This window comes from Paenibacillus sp. VMFN-D1 (assembly GCF_003386155.1).
In the GTDB taxonomy this organism is placed as follows: domain Bacteria; phylum Bacillota; class Bacilli; order Paenibacillales; family Paenibacillaceae; genus Paenibacillus_AQ; species Paenibacillus_AQ favisporus.
Window position 1 is genome coordinate 551,767 of record NZ_QRDU01000003.1, and the last position, 20,486, is coordinate 572,252.

A 20,486-nucleotide genomic window follows, 5' to 3' on the forward strand; every position below is an offset into this window, starting at 1 on the left:
CAAAAAGCACCCCGTCCGGGGTGCTTCATATCAATTTATAATATGATTAGATGTCATCGCGAATTTGAATGCGTTTGGTGCGTTGGTTAGGTTGTTTTGGTATTTCCATGTTCAGTACGCCGTCTTTCAGAGACGCGTTAATTCCGTCTGCATGAATATCGGGAACGTAGAAGCTGCGCGTGTATTCACCATAGCGGCGTTCTCTGCGGACGACTTTTTCGTCTTGGTTGTCCACGCTATGGTCTCCCTTGCGAACGGCTTTGATCGTCAGGTAAGGCTCAGCGTAGCTGATCTCGATATCTTCTTTTTGAAAACCGGGCAGCTCCGCCTCCACCAGATACGATTGCTCCGTTTCCCGGATATCGGTCTTGAAGGACGTCAACGATCCTTTGAAAGATGTAAACCAATCGTCGCTGAACACGTCGTTAAAGGATTTCACCAATGGTCCAAAGGCATCTTCTCTGCGTTTTCCAAAAGGAATCAAGTCAAACATGCTTCATTTCCCCTTTCGATTTGACCTTGTTTGACCTTACGACTTTATTATATGCCCGTGGGTGTGAAATGACAAAAACGATTACAGCTGATTACACGCGATTATAGCCTGATTTGACTCGTATTATGGTGGATTTATCGTGAAAATTAAAATTTTGACCTTATTTGACCTTTAAATAAAAGAGTTCATTTACCCGGAATGACCATCCTCCCCATGGTCTGGCTGCCGCAGCTGATCCAATTTTCGAATGGACGGTATGAACTGACAAAGTGCAGCCGTTGCGAACATCATCACGCCAGACAGCATAAACCACCCATTCACACCAATTTGATCCGCTACCATGCCCCCAATGATGAGTCCAAGCGGCATGGCCAAAGCCATGACACTGCCAAACAAACCGAACACCCGTCCTAAATATGCCGGCTCTATCCGTTCCTGAAATAATGCGACCTGCACTCCATTATAGAACGGCCCGGAGAATCCCATTATGGTGCAGCATGCCAAAAAGGCAATAAAACCATCTGCCGGCAATACGCCCGCCGTAAACAGGGCAATACCCATGACAAAAATGGCCGCCATGATGGTTAAGGAACGATTCTTGAATCCTCCCCATCTTCCAAGCAGTATACCGCCTGCCAGCATGCCGACGGCAAAAACAATTTCCGCAGCGGATGCTTCTTTCATCGTTCCCCCGAAATAATCCATCGTCATCAGAGGAAATAAAGCATTGATCGGCATGAAAGCAAAAATGAATAACCCGCCAATCCATAGAAGCGCAATCAAGCCTTTGTGCTGTTTGAGGGCGTCGTACCCCTCTCTCAGTTCTTTAACAAATCCACTTCCCGCAGCGGATTCCCTTGCCACCGGTCCAGGGATCTTAACCAGGAGCACCGCCATAATCGCGATAGCCGCCCCTATGATATCGATGGCAACCACTGCATTCAAGTCCCATACCGAATACAAAAAGGCCGCCGCCGCCGGACTTATGATGTAGCTGACCGACTGCACAGATTGGGTGTATCCAGCGCATTTGGCTAACTGTTCGGCCGGTACGATCAACGGCGTTGCGGCATTCAGCGCAGTGGAATGAAAAGCCGATCCGATGCTGCGGATAAACAATACAATCATAATCACCCAAACCGGTAGTTCCGTATAAAAAGCGATCAGCGTCAAAACGGCGGCGGCGGCCGCAACGACCACATCGGCCAAAACCATGACGGTTTTACGGTTCCAACGGTCGACTAATACTCCAATGACCGGTCCGCCAAGCGCCTGCGGTAAAAATCCAACCAGTGTCGCCATCGACAGCACCATAGCCGACCCGGTTTTCTCTGTGAGGTACCAAATGATCGCCATTTGCAGAATGGCACTCGTAATCAGAGACACGGCTTGCCCCGCCCATATCGTAAAAAAGCTGTGTTTCCAGTTCTGTTGCTTGTTCATATTCTTCTCTCCCCGCATTTTTTATTGGCGTTTATTGTTTTTAGGCAATAAAAAATGCAGGCCGAAGTCCATATGACGGGCTTGGGTCTGCATACCAACGAAAAGGCATGGAGAAATAAGGCATAACAAATCAACGCCTGATATTCCTTAGCGATCCATAAGCCCACTCGAAAAATAAGCACAACAAAAAAGCCCCATAACATATAGAAAAGCTTGCTTTTTTATTGCCAACTTATCTCCAGCGAATGGAATGCATGGATCAACTAACCTCCTTCAAAACATCCAGAATTGCATATTATGCTAACATAGCGAATTGCCCAAAGTCAATGCGAGATAAATGATAATAGGGCCAAAATCGCAGTTCAGTCGTGTTCGTAATTCCCCGCCGTTTGCACCGCCATATGCCGGATCCTCTCGGCTACATAAGCTGGCTCAAGCACCCGCAAATCCGGCCCATAGCTCAGCAGCATGCCGTACATCCAATGATTATCCGGGTAACTCGCCCGGACCAGCAGCGATCCGTCCGCTTCCGTCTCCACGTTCTCGACGCCAAAAGCCTCCTCCACCCGTACTCTCAGCCGCGGCTTAAAACTCAGCAGGAGGGAAACCGCCGGTCCGGTCTCCTGGTTGCCCCACCTTGCATCCAGCTCTTCCATGCGCACGCCGCGGGACGGAAATTGTTCCAGATGCACCTTCAAGCCGCTCAATCGGGAAACCCGAAACGTCCGATAATCCTGACGGGTTCGGCAGTAGGCGTATAAGTACCAGGCGTACCCTTTCCAAGCCAGGCCGATGGGCTCGACTTCGCGCTGCTCGGCCGTCCCTTCCGTATTGATGTATAGGAAGGATACCACCGACCGGTGCTTGGACGCCTGCCTTAGCGAAACGAGGACCGACTTGTCCTTGATTCCTCCTCCATGCCACAGGTTGGTGTCAAACACGAGCGTTTCGCCCTCATCCTCCATTTGGTCCTGCTCGGATTTGGCGACAAGCGCCTTGATTTTGGTCAGCAGATCGTCCATTTCCCGGTCATCCAGCGAAGCCTGTACGCCTTTTAAGGCGACGAGGATCGATTTCAGGTCTTCCAAGGTGACAATCTGCCGCTCGATCCGGTACTTCTCCATAATTTCATATCCGCCGTCCGTTCCCGCGTACGACACGATGGGGATGCCCGCAGCGTTAATCGTCTCGAGGTCGCGATAGATCGTGCGCAGCGATACCTCGTACTTATCGGCAAGGGTCTGGGCGTTCACCCTGCGCCGGCTCAGCAGGATCATCGTAATGCCAAGCAGCCGTTCTACTTTCAAGCTACCCCTCTCCTTTGTCAAAGAAATGGCGATTCACAAAAAAGTTCACTTTTTATATCCACTGCATTTCTCGCTGACATCCTGTTGTCAAGGTGGGGCGCCTACAATAAAGACATAAGAACCCCCAAGGAGGATGTTAAAAATGAAAATGTTCGCTAGTAGCCAAACCAATCCAGGTACGATCCGCCCCTTCCGCTTGGAAACGACGCCGGCAGAGCTCCAGGACCTCAAGCAGCGCCTAAGCATGACCCGCTGGCCGGATGAGCTTCCGGGGGCAGGCTGGAATTACGGAGCACCGCTCTCTTTTGTGAAGGACATGGCGGCTTATTGGGAGCATTCCTTTGATTGGACCAAGCAGGAACAGCGCCTCAACAGCTATCCTCAGTTCACGACGACGATTGACGGTGCGAACATCCACTTCTTCCATATTCGTTCCTCCGAGCCAGGTGCGGTGCCGCTCATGCTCATTCACGGATGGCCCAGCTCCCCTGTGGAATTCCTGGAGCTGATCGGTCCGCTGACCGATCCGACATCGTATGGCGGCGATGCGGCAGATGCCTTTCACCTCGTTATCCCTTCGCTGCCGGGTTTTGGCCTGTCAGGCCCGACAACCGATACGGGCTGGAGCCCATCCCGGGCAGCCCAAGCGCTGGATGCGCTCATGACGCTCCTCGGCTATGAGCAGTACGGCGTGCAGGGCGGGGATATGGGCGCCATGATCGCACCGGAAATCGGCCGCATCGCCGCCGGCCGCGTCATCGGGGTGCATGTCAACGCGGCGACCATGGGCTTTGTGCCGTTCGGGGCTATCGAAGACGACGTATTTGCATCGCTGACCGATGCTGAGAAGGTGCGGGTCGGTCGGTTGGGGCATTTTATGAAGGAAAGATTCGGGTTTAACATGATCCAGTCCACCAGACCGCAGACGCTCGCTTACGGGCTTCACGACTCTCCGGCCGGACTTCTAGCCTGGACCTGCGAATTGTTTAACGGTTTTGGCGATACGGTCGATGCCGTGGACCGCGATACGTTCCTCACCAACCTTATGCTGTACTGGCTGACGGGAACGGCAAACTCATCTACGCGCATGTATTACGAAGGCGCACACGACCCGGGTGCCTGGGCTCCGAAAGACATGTCGCCAACTCCTGTAGGTGTCGCGGTATTCCAGTTATCCGATGTGGCGATCCGCCGCTTCGCCGAGCAGGGGAACCGCATCGTACATTGGAGCGAGTTCGAGCGGGGTACGCATTTTGCCGCGATCGACGCACCGGATCTGATGATCAAGGACATCCGTACGTTTTTTCGGAATGTGCTGTAACCGTTAAAGTGGATAGAGGTAGGGTGGGCACCTTAGGTGTGCCCTTTTCCCTTTTATTGCTGCGGCTTCTTTTTACGCTGACGATGAAGTCCTCAACGCATACAGCTGCGAGACGACCCGGTCGAGCCGATCCTTGATCAGGATGGCCTCCGCATACTTCGCCGGAATCCCCTCATAGCCGTAATAGATGCCCGCCAACCCGCCTGCGATCGCTCCAATCGTATCGGAATCGCCGCCCAGGTTGGCCGCCCGCTGCACCGCATCGCTGAAGTCGGACGCGTGAAGCAGAATATGCAGCACCCAACGGAACGTATGGACCACGAACCCGCTGGGAGGACAGTCCGGTTCGTCTTCGATGATTCCTTCATACTCGCTACCCTTGATCTCAGTCAGGATGGCTTCGCTCAGGTCCTCACCCCGCAATAGACGATCGGCAATGCGATTATAAATAACGCAGGCTTCCGCGCACCTTGGATCGTAATGCGTCATGCGTGATTGCATGATCGTCACCCGCTCAACCTCGGCCGGGTCGTTATAAGCCAGCGCAACCGGCAGGCATCGCATCAAGGAGCCGTTCCCGCCGCTTTGACCCATGTCTGCGTGAGCAATAAAAGCGGATTCGAACCAATCACCCTCATATTTTTCAAACACATGCCGGATGATATTCCCAATGTCCTTGGGCCGCGATTGATACCATTCGAGAAAATAACGCCCGATCGCCTCCATCGGCTCCAAGGGATTTTCCAGAATCCCTTCCGCCACGCAAAGCGTCATCATCGTATCGTCGGTGACTTCCCCCGTTTCGAGCTGCCATACTCCGCCGCCGATGATCTCCGTCAAATAGCCGTACTGGGCTTTTACTTCCCGGACACTCATAAACTCCGTCGTTCCGCCAAGCGCGTCACCTACAGCCACACCGTAGAGGCCGCCCTTCAAGCGGTCGAGCATTGGGTCCTGCATGCCAACACCCCCTGTTCTGATCATCTGGAAAAGAAGTCCATCTGTCTAATAGTTATGATTATATTAAAAATATCTATCGACGTACATTCATAGAAGACAGACCGCGTTTAGCGGAAATTTTTATTGCGAGATCAGGATGTTTAGCCTCGGAAGTTTAAACCTTCTGATCTCTAAGCAAAAAGAAAGGCTGACGTTTGGGCATGCAATTCACAGACAACAAAAAAACCCGGCCTGGGGAGGCTGGGTTGGACTTATTTATAGTACGGCAGATAGGGTATCCAAAACGCGGGCCGCAAATTGTGCCCGTTCTTCGGGCGACTCCTCTTTGCCCAAAAAGTTAATTTGAAACGCATGCTGGAAGCAGCTCCCCAGGAGTAAATCGGCAATCGCTCTCGAATCCGTGCCCTCCCCGACTCTGCCCAGCTGCTTCTCTTGATTCAAATAAGCTTCCACGGCCTCGTTTGCTCTGTGAGGACCTTCATTCCGCAGCTCAAAGCCTTCCCGCTGACGAAGCAGCAGACCCGGCTCAGAGAAAATGGAACCGATCAGGGACATGGAGCTATGAAAATCCTCCAGCGCCGCAAGAGCAACCTGCTCCAGATTGCGCCCCACAGTTTCTTTACCCGCCATGGTCTGCAGCGACGATAAAGTTCTCATCAAATGCTTCAATTGTCCCCGGATCACATGGAGAAATAAATCTTCTTTGCTCGAAAAGTGGTTATACAGCGATCCTTCCGAACAGCCGGCAGTCCGGGCGATTTCCTTGGTTGTCGTCTTGGCAAGCCCGTTCCTTAATAACACCTGTTCTGCGGCGTCGGCAATTTTATTTTTTAGGTCCAATGGTATCCCTCACTCTATTGACATAGCAGTAATTACTGGTTATGCTTCCATTATGAGTGTGCACTCACTCATTGTCAAGCCAACCAATCTGGCGGTTGAATGGGTTTATTTAGACAAAAATGAGTGTGTACTCACTCACATCGACGGTGAGGATGAATATGCTAGCCTGTTACATTTATGCATACTTCGTCCCTCCTCGAGTGAGTGTGCGCTCACTCAAAATACCAAGAAAGGAGGTTTAAGATGAAATCACAAAATTATAAAACTCACGTCAGGATGGTTCCGGCGTTCCATTTTTTCCTGGTGCCCCTAGGTATCATTACGCTAGTCGCTTCCATCATCCATTTATTTGTCGCAGAGCTGCGCGGGATATCCTTGTTTTCCTCACTGCTGTTCGTGTCGGTCTCCCTGATGGCGGTCATGACGATGATCTTCGCCCGGAGGTTCGCCTGCAAGGTGCAGGACCGCGCCATTCGGGCCGAGGAAAACTTACGCAGCTTCGCACTCACCGGCAGGCTGCTTGATCCCCGTCTGTCAATGAATCAAATTCTTGCGCTGCGATTCGCTCCGGATGAGGAATGGATGGCTTTATGCGACAAGGCTGTGAAAGAAAATCTGCCCCCTGAGCGAATCAAGCGGTCCATTAAAGCCTGGAAAGCCGATTTTGAACGCGTATAATCCCCTAATGAATGGAGGACGAAAAGTGAAGCATCTATCCGAAACATTAAGAGAGACGACCCTGCATGTGCTAGCTGCCCATGCCCAGCAATATATCGATAACCAATGGAAGCCGGTTTGGGAAAGGCATCTTGAAGAAACGGAACGAATTTTTGCAAAAGGCGGCGATTCCGCTTATGGCTTCTACTGCCTTAAACTGTTCCAGCCCTTGGCTGCGGAAATCGCAGAAGCGGGATGGGTCACCCAGCCGGTTCTGCCGGGGACTTTTCCTCAATCGGAAGAGCACTGGGGACCATGGGAAAACCGGGAAAGGCGATTTTGGAGCGTCATCCAACAAGACAGCGGAAAAGCGCTCGGTACGCTGATTACGCGTATTTTTCACGATCATACCCAACTGCGTCTGCCCAGACCGCCGCATATCTACGCGATCCATGAAACGGACCCCTCAGAAATTTCCCATATTCTAATTCACGCCGACCCCAATGTTCTGGATTCTCGGACGGACGGTGAGTCATGATGGTAGACAGATCCTATCCGCGGATGGCCCGAGTCTGTTTTATGGCGCTCGCATGGCTGTTCACCGTCTCCGTCGCAATCCAGGTATTTTTCGCTGGGCTCGCCCTCTTCGTCAGCCCGGATAACTGGCTAATCCATGCCAATTTCGCCAGGTATTTCTCTTTGCTGCCTCTAATTATGGCTGTGTTAGCCTGGACCGCCCGTTTTCCCGGTAAAATGATCCGGAGAAGTTTAGGGCTGCTCGGCATGACAATAGGCATGTTTCTGACCGCGGTGCTGTCATCCCGAATCGGTATGTTATCCGCGCTGCACCCGGTCATTGCGATCATGCTTTTTGGGAGCAGTATTGCCATCCTCCGCCGCTTCGGGATCCTAACCCAAAGAACGCATCGTTAATCGTGGATAGATAAAAACGCAAGTAAGGGCACCTTGAAAGGTGCCCGTTTTTCATTCCTGCCGATGCAGCGGATTCATTTATATAAAAAAAGCACGGTATCTCCTTTCATTTGCTGTAAGACGCGCGTTTCAGGCGAGTGGTATCATCTTGGCGGGAAAGGAGGATTCGTCGAGTAAAGATGTAAGCGCTTAATCAGCAAACCATTGGTGCAGGGGGAGTGCAATGAATGAGTAAATGGATGAAACAAGCCTTTTCGGCCGTAATCGCCGCGGCTCTGATCGTTCCTTCGGGCTGGCTGGCCTCCGATGTAAGCGCGGATGCAGAGCAGCCGGATGCCGATACAGTAACGGTAGTGTACCATGAAACCTTTGCGGACGGGATTGGCAAAGCCGTTCAATCGGGAGGCGCCAGCCTTGAGCGGGTATCGGGCAAAGAGTTTGACGGGAACGAAGACGGAGGTGCTCTTTATGTAAGCAACCGTACCCACGATTACGATGCGGCTGATTTCAACTACACCGACTTAGGAATCCAAAACGGCAAAACTTACACGATCACCGTTAAAGGATATGTGGACGCTGAAGCCACCGTTCCTGACGACGCCCAAGCGTATCTTCAAACCGTTGACAAAAGCTACGGCTGGCTGGCCGGCGCAGCTTTTAGAGCTGGGGAAGCTTTTACGTTGACCAAAGAATTCACCTTGGATACCAGCAGCGGCGATACTCGACTGCGTGTTCAATCCAACAGCGCCGGTGCCACAGTCCCCTTCTACCTCGGCGACATCCTCATCACTGAAAAGGTTGACTCCGGCGGGGACGGAAACGAAGAGCCACCTAGAGATCCGGCCTTGCCTTTCAGCACGATCACTTTTGAGGATCAGACCCCCGGTGGCTTTGAAGGCCGATCCGGCACGGAGAAGCTGACCGTCACCGATGAAGCCAACCACACACCGGACGGTGCGTACGCCCTCAAAGTGGAAGGACGGACCGCTACCTGGCATGGACCATCACTGCGCGTGGAGAAATACGTGGATAAAGGCGCCGAGTATAAAATATCCGCCTGGGTCAAGCTAATCAGCCCCGCCAGCTCGCAGATTCAGCTCTCCACCCAGATCGGCAGCGGTGGCAGTGCAAATTATGTGACCCTGGCCCCGAAAACGATCAGCACCGATGACGGCTGGGTCCAATTTGAAGGAACCTACCGTTACAACAGCGTGGGCGGCGAATACTTAACCCTCTATGTGGAAAGTTCAAATAACGCGGAAGCCTCCTTTTATATCGACGATATCAGCTTCGAAAAAACCGGCTCGACGCCAGTCGAAATCCAGAAAGAATCTGATTCCGGTCAAGAAAGCGTACCAGAGCGATTTTCTGATCGGAAACGCCATCTCAGCGGAGGATCTGGAAGACGTACGGCTGGAGCTGTTAACCATGCATCACAACGTCGCCACGGCGGGGAACGCCATGAAGCCGGATGCGCTGCAGCCGACGAAGGGCAGCTTCACGTTCACCGCAGCCGATGCAATGGTCGATAAAGTTCGGGCTGCAGGCATGCAGATGCACGGGCATGTGCTGGTATGGCATCAGCAGTCGCCGGCGTGGATGAATACGGCTCAGGACGCGCAGGGTAACACGGTCCCTCTGAGCCGCGAGGAAGCGCTGAACAACCTGCGGACCCATATTCAAACCGTCATGGAGCATTTCGGAGACAAGGTGATCTCCTGGGACGTCGTCAACGAAGCGATGAACGACAACCCGCCAAATCCGGCGGATTGGGAAGCGTCGCTGCGCAAATCCCCTTGGTATAACGCGATCGGGCCGGACTACGTTGAGCAGGCGTTCCTTGCGGCCAGGGAAGTGCTGGACGACCATCCGGATTGGGATATCAAGCTGTATTACAACGATTATAACGAGGACAACCAGAATAAGGCCCAGGCCATTTATAACATGGTCAAAGCCATGAACGACAGATATGCCGAAACGCATCCCGGCAAGAAGCTTGTCGACGGTGTCGGCATGCAGGGGCACTACAATGTGAACACGAATCCGGAAAATGTGAAGCTTTCCCTGGAGAAGTTCATCTCCTTAGGGGTCGAGGTCAGCATCAGCGAGCTGGACATCCAGGCCGGCAGCAACTACGAGCTCCCCGAGAAGCTGGCCAACGCCCAGGGCTACTTGTACGCGCAATTGATGAAGATATTCAAGGACCATGCCGCCGACATCAGCCGGGTCACCTTCTGGGGGATGGACGATGGTACAAGCTGGAGGGCCTCTTCCAACCCGTTGTTGTTTGATAAAAATCTTCAGGCCAAGCCGGCATACTACGGTGTCATTGATCCGGACAAATTTATCACGGAGCATCCGCCCGAGTCGGGCAATGCCAACCAATCCACCGCGGCGTACGGCACGCCGGTGATTGACGGGACGGTCGACGCGGTATGGAACCAAGCGGCCGCCATGCCGGTCAACCGCTATCAGATGGCGTGGCAGGGCGCGACGGGCACAGCCAAAGCGCTCTGGGACGACCACAACCTGTACGTGCTGATCCAAGTCAGCGACACTCAGCTGGACAAATCCAGCGCGAACGCATGGGAGCAGGACTCCGTCGAAGTTTTCCTGGACGAGAACAACGCAAAAACTACGTTCTACCAGGATGACGACGGGCAGTTCCGCATCAACTTTGATAACGAAACTTCCTTTAATCCGCCCAAGATCGCAGATGGCTTCGAGTCGGCGACCAAAGCAGCCGGCACAAACTACACGGTAGAAATGAAAATTCCGCTCAAGACGGTAACGCCAGCCAATCAGCTGAAGCTTGGTTTCGACGCCCAGGTCAATGACGCGAAAGACGGGACCCGTCAAAGCGTCGCCGCCTGGAACGACACGACCGGCAATGGCTACCAGGATCCATCCGTGTTCGGCGAACTGACCCTCACCGGCAAACCCGCCAATCCGGGTGATTGTGGCTCGGGCAATGAGGGCGGTTGCGGAAACAACGGTGGTAACGGCGGAAGTAACGGAAACGGCGGCAATAGCGGAAGCGGTGATGGCAGCAACAGCAGCGGCAATAACAGCAACGGCGGCAGCCCGCAAACCGGGATTACCGTGAGCACCGATGGTGTCGTTACAATCAAGCCGGAAGCGAAAATCCAAGACGGACGTGCCGTGAGTACCATTTCTGCCGACAACCTGAAAAAAGCGCTGGAGCAAGCGGCGGCAACAGGCAGCGGGAAGAGGCAAATCGTGATCGAGGCGGCAAAGCTGCCCGTCGCCAGTTCTGTTGAAGTCCAGCTCCCGGCTCAAACCCTTAGTGGAAAAGAATCCTTCGAGCTGCTGCTGAAGACGGATTCCGCTGTTCTTCGAATTCCAAGCGGCATGCTGTCCAATCAGACAGATCTATCCGGACAGGTATCCGTCCACATCGGAACCGCCTCGACGGACCATTTGTACCTAAGCGCAGCCGATCGTGAACGGATCGGCAGCCGTCCGGTGATCGAGCTGAGCCTTGCAGCAGGCGGCAGAACCTTGGATTGGAACAATCCTGCAGCACCTGTTACGGTGGAGATTCCATACAAGCCGACTGCTGAGGAGTTAAGCCATCCGGATCAGATTGTAGTTTGGTATGTCGACGGCCAAGGCCAGGCGACCCCTATTCCTAACGGCCGCTATGATGCCGCCACTGGAAAGGTGGTTTTCCACACCACCCATTTCAGTACTTATGCGGTCGCCTATGCGTCCACTGCCTTCACAGACCTGCAAAACGTCCCTTGGGCCAAGCCAGCCATTGACGCCATCGCTGCCCGCGGAGTCATCCATGGAATGTCCGAGAGCCGCTTCTCTCCTGAAGCGTTAATCAAGAGGGCCGACTTCGTGGCCCTTCTGGTTCGGGCGCTGGAGCTCCAAGGTACAGGCGTCCCGAAAACCGCATTCAGCGATGTCGATCCAATCGCTTATAATCGTAGCGAGCTGAACACTGCCAATGAGCTGGGCATTGCGGTTGGTTTGCCAGACCGTACCTTCAAGCCAGACAGCCCGATCACCCGCCAGGAGATGATGGTGCTCACTGCACGTGCTTTAGCCGCTGCCGGAAAAACAGTTGGGGGCAGCGGAAGCCTGAGCGCATACGCCGACGCCGCAAGCATTGCCGGCTATGCCAAGGATAGTGCGGCTGCGCTCGTGAAAGCCGGCATCGTCACCGGCAGCAACGGTAAGATCATGCCGCAAGGTCCGCTCACCCGGGCTGAGGCGGCGGTCATTTTGTATCGGATTTGGAAGTTGTAGCATTGGGGAGTCATACTTTGAAATGGGAGGCACCGGTTAGTTGACCGGTGTCTCCTTTTTAACCCCAGATCATCTTATCTGTGAACTGGTTCAAATCTGATTTGATCAGCAATCAATTCATTTTCTGCAGGATCGAACTTATAAGTGATCTGAAAATCGCCTACGTATTGCGGAGAAATGCCAACGCTCGTGCCTAACGTGGTGACGATTTGTTGATTCTTCATCCAATAATAGATGACGCCGCCAAAACTAAGCTTGTCCTGTTTAAAGTTTATACCGGCAACCTGATAATCAAATTGATGTTCTTTTCCCTGTGACTTTACCTTAATGGCCAAAGTCTGATCATTTTTCCGGGTAACCCCCGTTTCGATCTGGCCGGCGACAATGTCCTGGTAGCTTTGCACTTTGATTTCGGAGAGATCCGTCCCGTCCAGCACATGTAACTCATCAATATTCAGTCCTGTCCCTTTTCCCTTATTAAGGATGATCACCGCTTCTCCCTTCCCGTCGCCGGTAACATCCGTGTAGTAAATCCGCGGGTCCTCAGTCGTCGAAAAGCTCCAGTCGAACGCCTTGTTCACACCATTCACATCAACGGCTACCGATTCATACGAATAATTGCCCTTCCTTAACCGGCGCCAGCTTTACCTCCTTGTTCTCCGATGACCAAGATTTCGTATCCAGTGACCGATCCGCCGTATTCATAGGATTCTCTAGTTGTGAATTCGTTGTTACCCGAGATTCTATTGTTGCTTCGGTACCTGTTGAGGGACTGTTTATCGTCTGATCTTTGCTGCAACCCACAAGAAAACCGAACATTAAAATCGAAGCCGAAAATAATGCGAGCTTGTTAATGACCATCCTCTCACTTTCGCTAGTTGATGCACATCATGATATACGTTCTATTTTCCATATCATTTAAAAAATGGTTGTTATGATTTGAAAATATCGTAACCTCTTATCTATAAACGCTGCTAATCATGAGAAGTAACGCCCCGGGAGCGCCGAAGGCTGAATATTCCGACTCCTGAAGTCTTGAAGTCCAGCCACCCCAGCCGTGAACGATTGAGTGAGCCTAATTGCTCCACACTCGAAGGAAAAAGCCCCCCGCGTCCAGAATATATCAGCTATGAGCGTATGATGATGGGAGAGTGAGCGCACATGAGCGATGAGCAATGGCTGAAAGTTTCCGATTTGGCGGGACAGCTTGAAATCCCTCAGCCAACAATCAGGCGATACATGGACCGGCACGGACATCACTTGCATACGAAAAAGCAGCATAAAAGTTATCTGATATCTTCCGCGTCTATTCCTACGCTGGCCCGGATCCGTGACGAATACTCCAAGGGGCTGAACGGGGAGCAGGTCGAGGAGGTGCTGCTGGGCCAGTCATCCACGATAACGACCGTGAGCGATACCCGCGTCCATAAGGATGAGCGCGTGAGCGATAATCTTGCCGAAGCCTTGTCCGAATTGGAGAAATCCGTGATCGATCGCTTTAACAACCAGGAGCAATTTAATCAGCATCTGCTCGAACTGCTGCAGCGTGAGCAGGAAAAAGTCGAACGTCTTACCGAGCTCCTTATGAAGCAGACCGAAGCGGCGGCGGCCTTGTCCCCGGCGGTTCAAACCCAGAGCCGGAAACAGGCGGATCACCTAACGGAACGACGGGTGAAGCGACAGCTGGAGAGCGAGGCCTTGGAGCTCTGGCTTAACAAGCCTGCGCCGGAACGAACGAAAAGGAACGTGCTGTTTCAAAGGAAAGAGGACAGCGAGGCTAAGGAAAAATTTGTGAGGGATTACGTGTTGGAACATTACGTGAGCCGTTTAAACGAGGAATTTAATAGAAGCTAACCCTGTTCGAACAGCATAATTAGACGAAAAGAGCGGTCCGCATAGGATCGCTCTTTTTATAGAAATCCGGCCCGCATTTAGTGGAACTTTCTTTTGCGAAATAAGGAACCTGAATTTCGAGAGCTCACACTTTTTTATATCTCTTAAAAAAAGCTTTGGGCGGCCTGCCCCCGGCTTGCGACCTGGAACGGAACACGAATTTGCGCTGGCACCAGTAGCTGAACACGAACAAGGAGCCCTCGGTGAGCAGCTTGGCGATGAAAAGCGAAATCCCCACTATTTCGTGGAACAATACCAACAGCCCGTAATTCAATCCCATGATCAGCGCGACCAGCGCAAAATATTTCGGAGCCGATTCGATCAGCCGGGGGGCGTCCTTGTTCACAAATACATAGCGGCGGTTCATGGCGTAATTGAATATGGCGCTGCACAACCGTGAACCGACTACGGCGGCCAGCAGGCTGCCGGTAACGAACTGAAGCACGAAGAGCAGCAGGAAGTCCAGTCCCGCCGAGAGTACGGACGAAGAGCAAAACTTTAGGATAGGGGCATAAATCCGGATGGAGTCCGCAACCGGGCGGAAATGGGAAGATTTGTTTTTTTCCAAATAGACGGTATCAATGGGGACCTCATAGATCGGGTAGCCGTCTCCGCGTGCCTGCAGCAGCATGTTCATTTCATACTCAAAACGCTCCCCCGGGATGCTGCACAGCCAGTCCAGCATCGCCGGCGAGAAGCCGCGAAGGCCGGTCTGCGTATCCGTGACGGAGCGGCCGGTCGTCAGGGCGTACACCAGACGGGTCGCTTGGTTGCCGAATCGGCTTCGCAGCGGTACCCTGCCGGTAAAATGTCGGCAGCCGAGTACGATATGGTCCGGATGCTCATCGACGGCCGCGGCAATCCGGACGATATCGGTCGGAAGGTGCTGTCCGTCGCTGTCCGCACAGACGATCCCTCCCGTCTCACCCGCCTTCTTCAGGAAGGCGAAGCCGGTCTTCAAGGCTCGCCCTTTGCCAAGATTGTGGTCATGGGTCAGCACGATGCAGCCGGCCTGGCGAGCCGAATCAAACAGCTCCCCATAGTCCTCCCCACTGCCGTCATCGACCACGACGATCCTGCAGCGGCAAGCCGCCTTTAGGTCGGCAATCAGCTGCAGCAGTCTCTCGTCAGGCTCATAGGCCGGAATCAATACGGTTGTCATGTCGGTAGCCTCCTTCAGCTTCGTCGGTCCGTTATTCGCCAACATAAATAATGTCGCTGACGCCGCGCTCCTGGCCTTTGCCCCCAGGACTGTTGACGACCCGGCCCATAAAGTACAGGGTCGATGAACCGCCGCCGTCGAGGTTGTAGGCCTCGGTCGCTCCCAGGTCCTCAAACAGATTCGCAAACTCGTTCAGCGTCATGCCCCGGCTGTAATTCTGCTGCCGCCCGTCCACCACGACAAACACGTAGTGATTCGGCGAAATGATGCCGATCCCCGTCCGCGGATTCGCCTCGTCGATCGTGCGGTTGCCGAAGTTGGTATCGATTTTGACGTTATCGAAGTCCTGCACCGCGGTACCGTCTTTCACCAGAACCGGTCCAAACGAAAAGGTATTTGTTACCCCTTGGGCAAGCAAGTCCTCGGCGGCAACCTCCTCCTCGTTATACGATTTCATCGTGCCGTCACCGAACAGCGCCAATCCGTCACGCGCAGGCTCATCACGGTACAAGGTGCCGTTACGGATGACGACACCGTCATTCCGAAACCCGTAATAGTCCCCGTTGATGGCAAAAATGGCGTTGTTGGCGGACGCGATCTCCGAGGTATGCTCGGTAATGTTGCGGCCGAAGGAATTATCCGCGAAGGCTGTCCGGAGATTGGACGCGTCCTTCAGCTGAACATCGGCGACGTAATACGTAATTTGATCCGCGCCTGTACCGGTCTCCACTTGCTTGATCGAAATATTGACGTTGTCGCTCTTGTAGTTCCAATCGTCAGAGGTTGCCTCCGCTGAGGCCGTGGATGCCGCAGATTCTGTATTCGTCGATGTATTCGTAGCAGCTGTTTTCGTTGTACCCGCCGACTGCCTACCGGAAGCGGACGACGATATGGCTGCTGCCGTGCTGGGCTGGGCAACGACCTCCTCCACATGCGGGATCAAATACCGGTCGGCCAGTCCGTACAGGATACTGCCGACTGTGGCAACGGACAGCGTGAGACTGATGAGCAGAATGCGCTTGGATTTCTTTTTCTTATTGTTCATGGATGATTACTCCTTGTGGCTATAATGGGATAGCCCTAGAGTAAACCCGAATATTTAAATAGAACTTAAATGGGATACGAAGCTGATGGAATGGTGCAAAAAGCGGGGATTTGACGAAGGTGGCCATAGAGCGGCATGGCCTCATCTTGGTTCGAGGCGTATATGTAGGGAAATATTTTTAAAAAAAGAGGAGAAATCTATTGAAGCTGTAAAGCTTGAGAGGATGAACTGAGGTTCAAAAAGATTGAAAGGCAGGAGGATACTATCAATGATGCAAATCATGACTTATGTGGCTAAGGCTTCTTTCGTAATTTTCTCGATATCGATCGGGGATCTGGACCCTTCGCTGACTAAATCGGGGAGAATATGCTGCAAAAAGTAGTCGACGCAATGAAGCTTGATTCCTTTAATTTTGATGAGAGCATCTCTATACATGACGACGAACTCTTTTTCCGTGTTTCCGCGCTGCAGTTCTGTAAAGGCCTCGTAGATTTGATCCAGTTTATCGGCTACTTCCAGGATTCTGCCTTCAACGGAATCGTCCTTGCCTTCGCGCAGTTGTCTGCGAAAAATCGGCTGAAACTCAGACGGAATATGCTCATCAATGAAATGAGCGACCATGCCTTCCTCCACTTGCTGAAGCATTGCACGCAGTTCGAGGGAGTGGTGCTTCACGGGCGTTTTGATATCCCCGATAAAAATCTCGCCGTAATCATGACTGCTGGTAATTTCGTACAGCTTCTTCCAGTCCACCGTGACTCCGTTAGTTTCCTCAATGTCAGCCAGCGTTTTAGCGTACTGGACAACCTTCCAGGAATGGGCGGAAACGCTGTGCTCCTCAAATTTGAACTTGCCGGGACAACGAATGATGCGTTCGAGGTCGTTCAGCGATTGAAAGTACGTATGAATTCCCATAGCTGCACCCTTTCTTTGTGTAAAATGGTTGATATACTGCTGTATTTCTAGTATACATTCGGTTTGTAAAGCGACCGTAAAGTGACGCAAGAAGTTATTGGGAACCAACGGATGGTTATGCACGGGATACCCCGGCGGCGGTCCCATTTCACATGGCAAAAACGTTGACACGACACCAAATGGTGTCATACAATTAAATTGTCACCAAAAGGTGTCACATCATGAGACGACAATAAGGCTTAGGAGAGAGTGCTGTGAGCGAGAACAATGAGAACCGGGATATATTTGACGCCGTTGCAGATCCAACCAGACGCCGACTGATTCGTCTGTTATCCGAGGCGGAGGAGCTCCCGCTTCATGAACTGACGCCACATTTCCAGATGGGCCGGACAGCGGTTTCCAAGCATTTGACCATCCTGAAAGAGGCCGGACTGGTCGTTGACCGGAAAGTCGGCAGAGAAACACGATTCAGGCTGAACGCCTCCCCGCTCCAAGAAATTCAAGATTGGGTGGCTTATTATACCCAATTCTGGAGTACAAATATGCTGCGCTTGAAGCAGCTATTAGAGGAGGAAGAAGAATGAGTCTTTAAAAAGACCACCTATAGAGGTGGTCTTTCTCATTGGATCTACATGGGGGAGAATCGAACGCTACAGCCGTGGATCGATCTCCTGCTCCTGGGCGACCTCAAACAGCAGATTGGCCGCCGCTTCCTGGTACGCCGCATGCATCGGTTCGATCTCGTCGTATTTCACGCCGAGCATCCGGAGGCCAAGCCGGTATTCGTTCTGCGAGGTCCGCAGCTTGCGGGAGATGCTTTTCTGCTTCAGCAGCTTCCGGTACTTATGCGGGAACCGGTAGTCGTAGCCGTAAATAATGGACAGGTAGTCCGGGTTGCGCACTTTCATGTACGGCACCGTCCGGCCGTCCCAAGCCTCGGGCTTGATGACGACGCCTTCCATGTGCTTCTCCGTCGTCAGCTTGGCAAAGAACCGCCCCGCCTCTGCATAACTCTCCGGTTCGGATAAATCAAGCGAGACCGATTCATCGTCCGACAAGAAGCCGTACATCTCCGATGTCGACCACTGCGGCAATTCCTCCCCGCCGTTTTCAAAGACGATTTTCAAGATGGCGAACGGTCTATACTCCATCTCCCCTGCTTCGGCATACAGCTCCAGCTGTCTTTTGTACGTTTCGTAAGCTTCGATATGCTGTGCCAACGATACGGACCTCTCCACAATTTCGTGTATATGCTTATAGTTCTGGTACACGCTGGCGCCGTATTTGTCGCTTAGGTCTTTTTTAGGCATGCGGTATTGATCCTGCTCAAAGCCGCTCGCCTGATACTGCTCGGTCAATGACTGCAGAGCGGTTTCGAAACCATGGTCCTGCAAAAAGGAAAGCTCGCCCTCCAGCGCCTTCTCGATCGGCTTGAACTGCCGCTGGATCAGCCCTTCACCGAGGGCGTTCCACGGCATCAGCTCGCCGTCCAGGATGATCATGCGGATTCCCCGCTCCTGCATATAAGGGCCGAACTTGGCCAGCAGCCGATGGTAGACTTCCGTCAGATCCACCTGCTTCACCTTGTAGCCGTTACGGCTTACCGCGAAGCACTGCTCTACGTCGAGATGCAAATAAATATTGCAGCGCGATCCCATATATTTGGGCTGCAGCGCCACCTTCAGGACGCCGTTCTCCTTGAAATAGTCCAAGCCCCGCTTCAGCGACTCCAGTTCATTCGCCTCCATATCCTTATCCGCCGGGGACATCGTGCCGGAAATGAAGTTAATTTTATGCCGGGAACAGTAGTGCAGCCGGCGGATATCGTCCTCCCCCAAATCCTGCACGGATACCTTCCGCTTTTCCTGGAACAGCACCGGAAGTTCCTCGGTCAGCACGGACATACGCGACTTATGCGACTTCATGAACGGTTTGAACGAGACCGTCACGGACGTCAGCCCGTTTCCATGCACGGCGCCAGTGTCGAGATGGATTTTGTTGCGGATCCGGAAAGCCTGCTTGGCGGCCACGTGACCAAAGATATGATATGGGTGGTTTCCGACCGCCTCATCCTTCAGGAAAGACAGCTGCTCTTCCAGCGGCGCCTCCCGGTCGATGCGGAAATTGCGCTGATGGCGGGCCGATTGGGCGTCCAGCTTGCCGATATACTTTTTCATGCAGGGTGCATGCGTTACATAATAGGAAGGGCCGTCCGTTCCTACATAGCGGTAAAAGGGCTTTGCCTTTTCCACCAGTTCGTTAAACATCACAAGCAGCTTATCATCGTTTGCCAATGTCTCGGTGGAATCAAAATACGTCTGCAGCAGCTCCCGATCCACGCCCTGGATCTCGCCCCGCAGGTATTTGTAGACGAAATTTTCGTGATTCCCCAGCACGAACAGGAAGCGTTCCTGATTCTCATACAGAAATTCGATGATTTCACGCGTCTGCTTGCCTTTATCGATCCAGTCGCCAGCCAGGATGACCTTCGTAGACCTTAGCTTCTCCCCTGCGAGCAGCTTGCCTGCCTCGATCCGGAAGCCGTAACTCAGCAGCAAGCCCTTCAGCTCTTCCACGCACTCATGAACATCCCCCACGATGATGTACTGCGGGCCATGCGGGAGAACCGTCTCCCGGTAAGCCTCCAGATCCTCGATAACAACGCGGTAGTCGGGATTGGCCTTGCTTTCTTCAGGCCGGTAAAAGTCCTTGGCCCGCACCTTATGGATCTTCTCCTAGCCTTCGCGCGGCAGAGCGCCGAGCACGTCTTTTTTCAGGCGGTTGATATGATTCGTGATGAGCCGTTTGGAGCGCTCCGATGCGTAGTAATCCTCCCTTTTCCGGTAATCGAAGACGATCACCTCAAGGTTGTAGTGATGGCTGCGGGCGATCTCCCGCACCTTTTCGCGAAAATCCTCCGCCAGCCCCGTCGTATCCACCACCACGAAATCGGCATTGACCGGAAACGACGTAACCATCTTCAGCCGCTCAAACAGCAGGTGAAAAGCCTGCTCGCTCGCCTCCAGCATCACTTGGTCGTATTTATCGTAATCATATCCGAGCACCTTCTGGCGGATCCGGTCGGAGGACAGGTATTGTATGTTTGCTTTTAAATTCGATGTCTCATCCTCAAACCGCAGTCCCGGAATCAGCACGTCTTGGGCAAACGTCGTTTTGCCGCATTCCGTGGAACCGACGAGCATGAAGATGGTATGCATTTTTGTGCGGATTTCCATGAG

General features: G+C 52.9%; 15 protein-coding genes and 2 pseudogenes. 7 read left to right on the forward strand and 10 right to left on the reverse strand.

Translation table 11 applies throughout. The annotated features are described in order from the left end of the window. Positions 1-46: 46 nt before the first annotated feature. The 3 genes from C7820_RS23420 to C7820_RS23430 form a co-directional block, all read right to left on the reverse strand. A complete protein-coding gene (locus C7820_RS23420; RefSeq protein WP_116233060.1) occupies positions 47-493 on the reverse strand; it encodes an Hsp20/alpha crystallin family protein in 447 nt (148 codons plus the stop codon). A gap of 189 nt (positions 494-682) precedes the next feature. Continuing rightward, positions 683-1,936 (reverse strand): MFS transporter, encoded by a 1,254-nt coding sequence (locus tag C7820_RS23425; RefSeq protein ID WP_116233061.1) that lies wholly within the window; start codon positions 1,934-1,936, stop codon positions 683-685. 362 nt (positions 1,937-2,298) lie between these two features. Beyond that, positions 2,299-3,243, reverse strand: a complete 945-nt coding sequence (locus C7820_RS23430) for a helix-turn-helix transcriptional regulator (RefSeq protein WP_116233062.1) — start codon at positions 3,241-3,243, stop codon at positions 2,299-2,301. Between the two features lie 142 nt (positions 3,244-3,385). Between C7820_RS23430 and C7820_RS23435 the strand changes: the two genes are divergently transcribed. Further along, positions 3,386-4,564 (forward strand): epoxide hydrolase family protein, encoded by a 1,179-nt coding sequence (locus C7820_RS23435; protein WP_220376669.1) that lies wholly within the window; start codon positions 3,386-3,388, stop codon positions 4,562-4,564. A 72-nt stretch (positions 4,565-4,636) separates the two neighbouring features. Here C7820_RS23435 and C7820_RS23440 read toward each other — a convergent pair whose 3' ends face one another. Further along, positions 4,637-5,524, reverse strand: a complete 888-nt coding sequence (locus tag C7820_RS23440) for an ADP-ribosylglycohydrolase family protein (protein ID WP_116233063.1) — start codon at positions 5,522-5,524, stop codon at positions 4,637-4,639. A 255-nt stretch (positions 5,525-5,779) separates the two neighbouring features. Beyond that, a complete protein-coding gene (locus C7820_RS23445) occupies positions 5,780-6,364 on the reverse strand; it encodes a TetR/AcrR family transcriptional regulator (RefSeq protein ID WP_116233064.1) in 585 nt (194 codons plus the stop codon). Between the two features lie 243 nt (positions 6,365-6,607). On the opposite strand from C7820_RS23445, the gene C7820_RS23450 reads away from it, so the two are divergent. The 4 genes and pseudogenes from C7820_RS23450 to C7820_RS23465 all read left to right on the forward strand — a co-directional run bounded on the left by C7820_RS23450 (position 6,608) and on the right by C7820_RS23465 (position 12,232). Next, positions 6,608-7,042, forward strand: coding sequence for a DUF6526 family protein (locus C7820_RS23450; protein ID WP_116233065.1), 435 nt, complete (start codon positions 6,608-6,610; stop codon positions 7,040-7,042). 25 nt (positions 7,043-7,067) lie between these two features. Then, complete coding sequence (locus tag C7820_RS23455; protein WP_116233066.1) at positions 7,068-7,559, forward strand: DUF6022 family protein; 492 nt, start codon at positions 7,068-7,070, stop codon at positions 7,557-7,559. Beyond that, a complete protein-coding gene (locus C7820_RS23460) occupies positions 7,556-7,954 on the forward strand; it encodes a DUF6220 domain-containing protein (protein WP_116233067.1) in 399 nt (132 codons plus the stop codon). The genes C7820_RS23455 and C7820_RS23460 overlap by 4 nt, the downstream gene beginning before the upstream one ends. A gap of 227 nt (positions 7,955-8,181) precedes the next feature. Beyond that, positions 8,182-12,232: pseudogene (locus C7820_RS23465) on the forward strand (glycoside hydrolase family 10 protein). A gap of 74 nt (positions 12,233-12,306) precedes the next feature. On the opposite strand, the gene C7820_RS23470 reads toward C7820_RS23465, so the two are convergent. Further along, complete coding sequence (locus C7820_RS23470; RefSeq protein ID WP_116233068.1) at positions 12,307-12,822, reverse strand: hypothetical protein; 516 nt, start codon at positions 12,820-12,822, stop codon at positions 12,307-12,309. 571 nt (positions 12,823-13,393) lie between these two features. Here C7820_RS23470 and C7820_RS23475 point away from each other — a divergent pair. Next, on the forward strand, positions 13,394-14,086 hold the full coding sequence (locus tag C7820_RS23475) for a hypothetical protein (protein WP_116233069.1): 693 nt from the start codon (positions 13,394-13,396) through the stop codon (positions 14,084-14,086). A 124-nt stretch (positions 14,087-14,210) separates the two neighbouring features. Here C7820_RS23475 and C7820_RS23480 read toward each other — a convergent pair whose 3' ends face one another. The 3 genes from C7820_RS23480 to C7820_RS23490 form a co-directional block, all read right to left on the reverse strand. After that, positions 14,211-15,287, reverse strand: a complete 1,077-nt coding sequence (locus C7820_RS23480) for a bifunctional glycosyltransferase family 2/GtrA family protein (RefSeq protein ID WP_116233170.1) — start codon at positions 15,285-15,287, stop codon at positions 14,211-14,213. A gap of 31 nt (positions 15,288-15,318) precedes the next feature. Further along, positions 15,319-16,332 carry a phosphodiester glycosidase family protein gene (locus C7820_RS23485; RefSeq protein WP_116233070.1) on the reverse strand — a complete coding sequence of 338 codons (1,014 nt, stop codon included), beginning with the start codon at positions 16,330-16,332 and terminating at the stop codon, positions 15,319-15,321. Between the two features lie 285 nt (positions 16,333-16,617). Beyond that, positions 16,618-17,247, reverse strand: a complete 630-nt coding sequence (locus C7820_RS23490) for an HD domain-containing protein (RefSeq protein ID WP_089549375.1) — start codon at positions 17,245-17,247, stop codon at positions 16,618-16,620. A gap of 254 nt (positions 17,248-17,501) precedes the next feature. Here C7820_RS23490 and C7820_RS23495 point away from each other — a divergent pair, with 254 nt between their 5' ends. Beyond that, the gene (locus C7820_RS23495) at positions 17,502-17,831 is read left to right on the forward strand and encodes an ArsR/SmtB family transcription factor (protein ID WP_116233071.1); all 330 of its coding nucleotides are present in this window, start codon (positions 17,502-17,504) and stop codon (positions 17,829-17,831) included. Positions 17,832-17,897: 66 nt separating this feature from the next. On the opposite strand, the pseudogene C7820_RS23500 reads toward C7820_RS23495, so the two are convergent. Continuing rightward, positions 17,898-20,483, reverse strand: a pseudogene (locus tag C7820_RS23500) (metallophosphoesterase). Between the last annotated feature and the right edge of the window lie 3 nt (positions 20,484-20,486).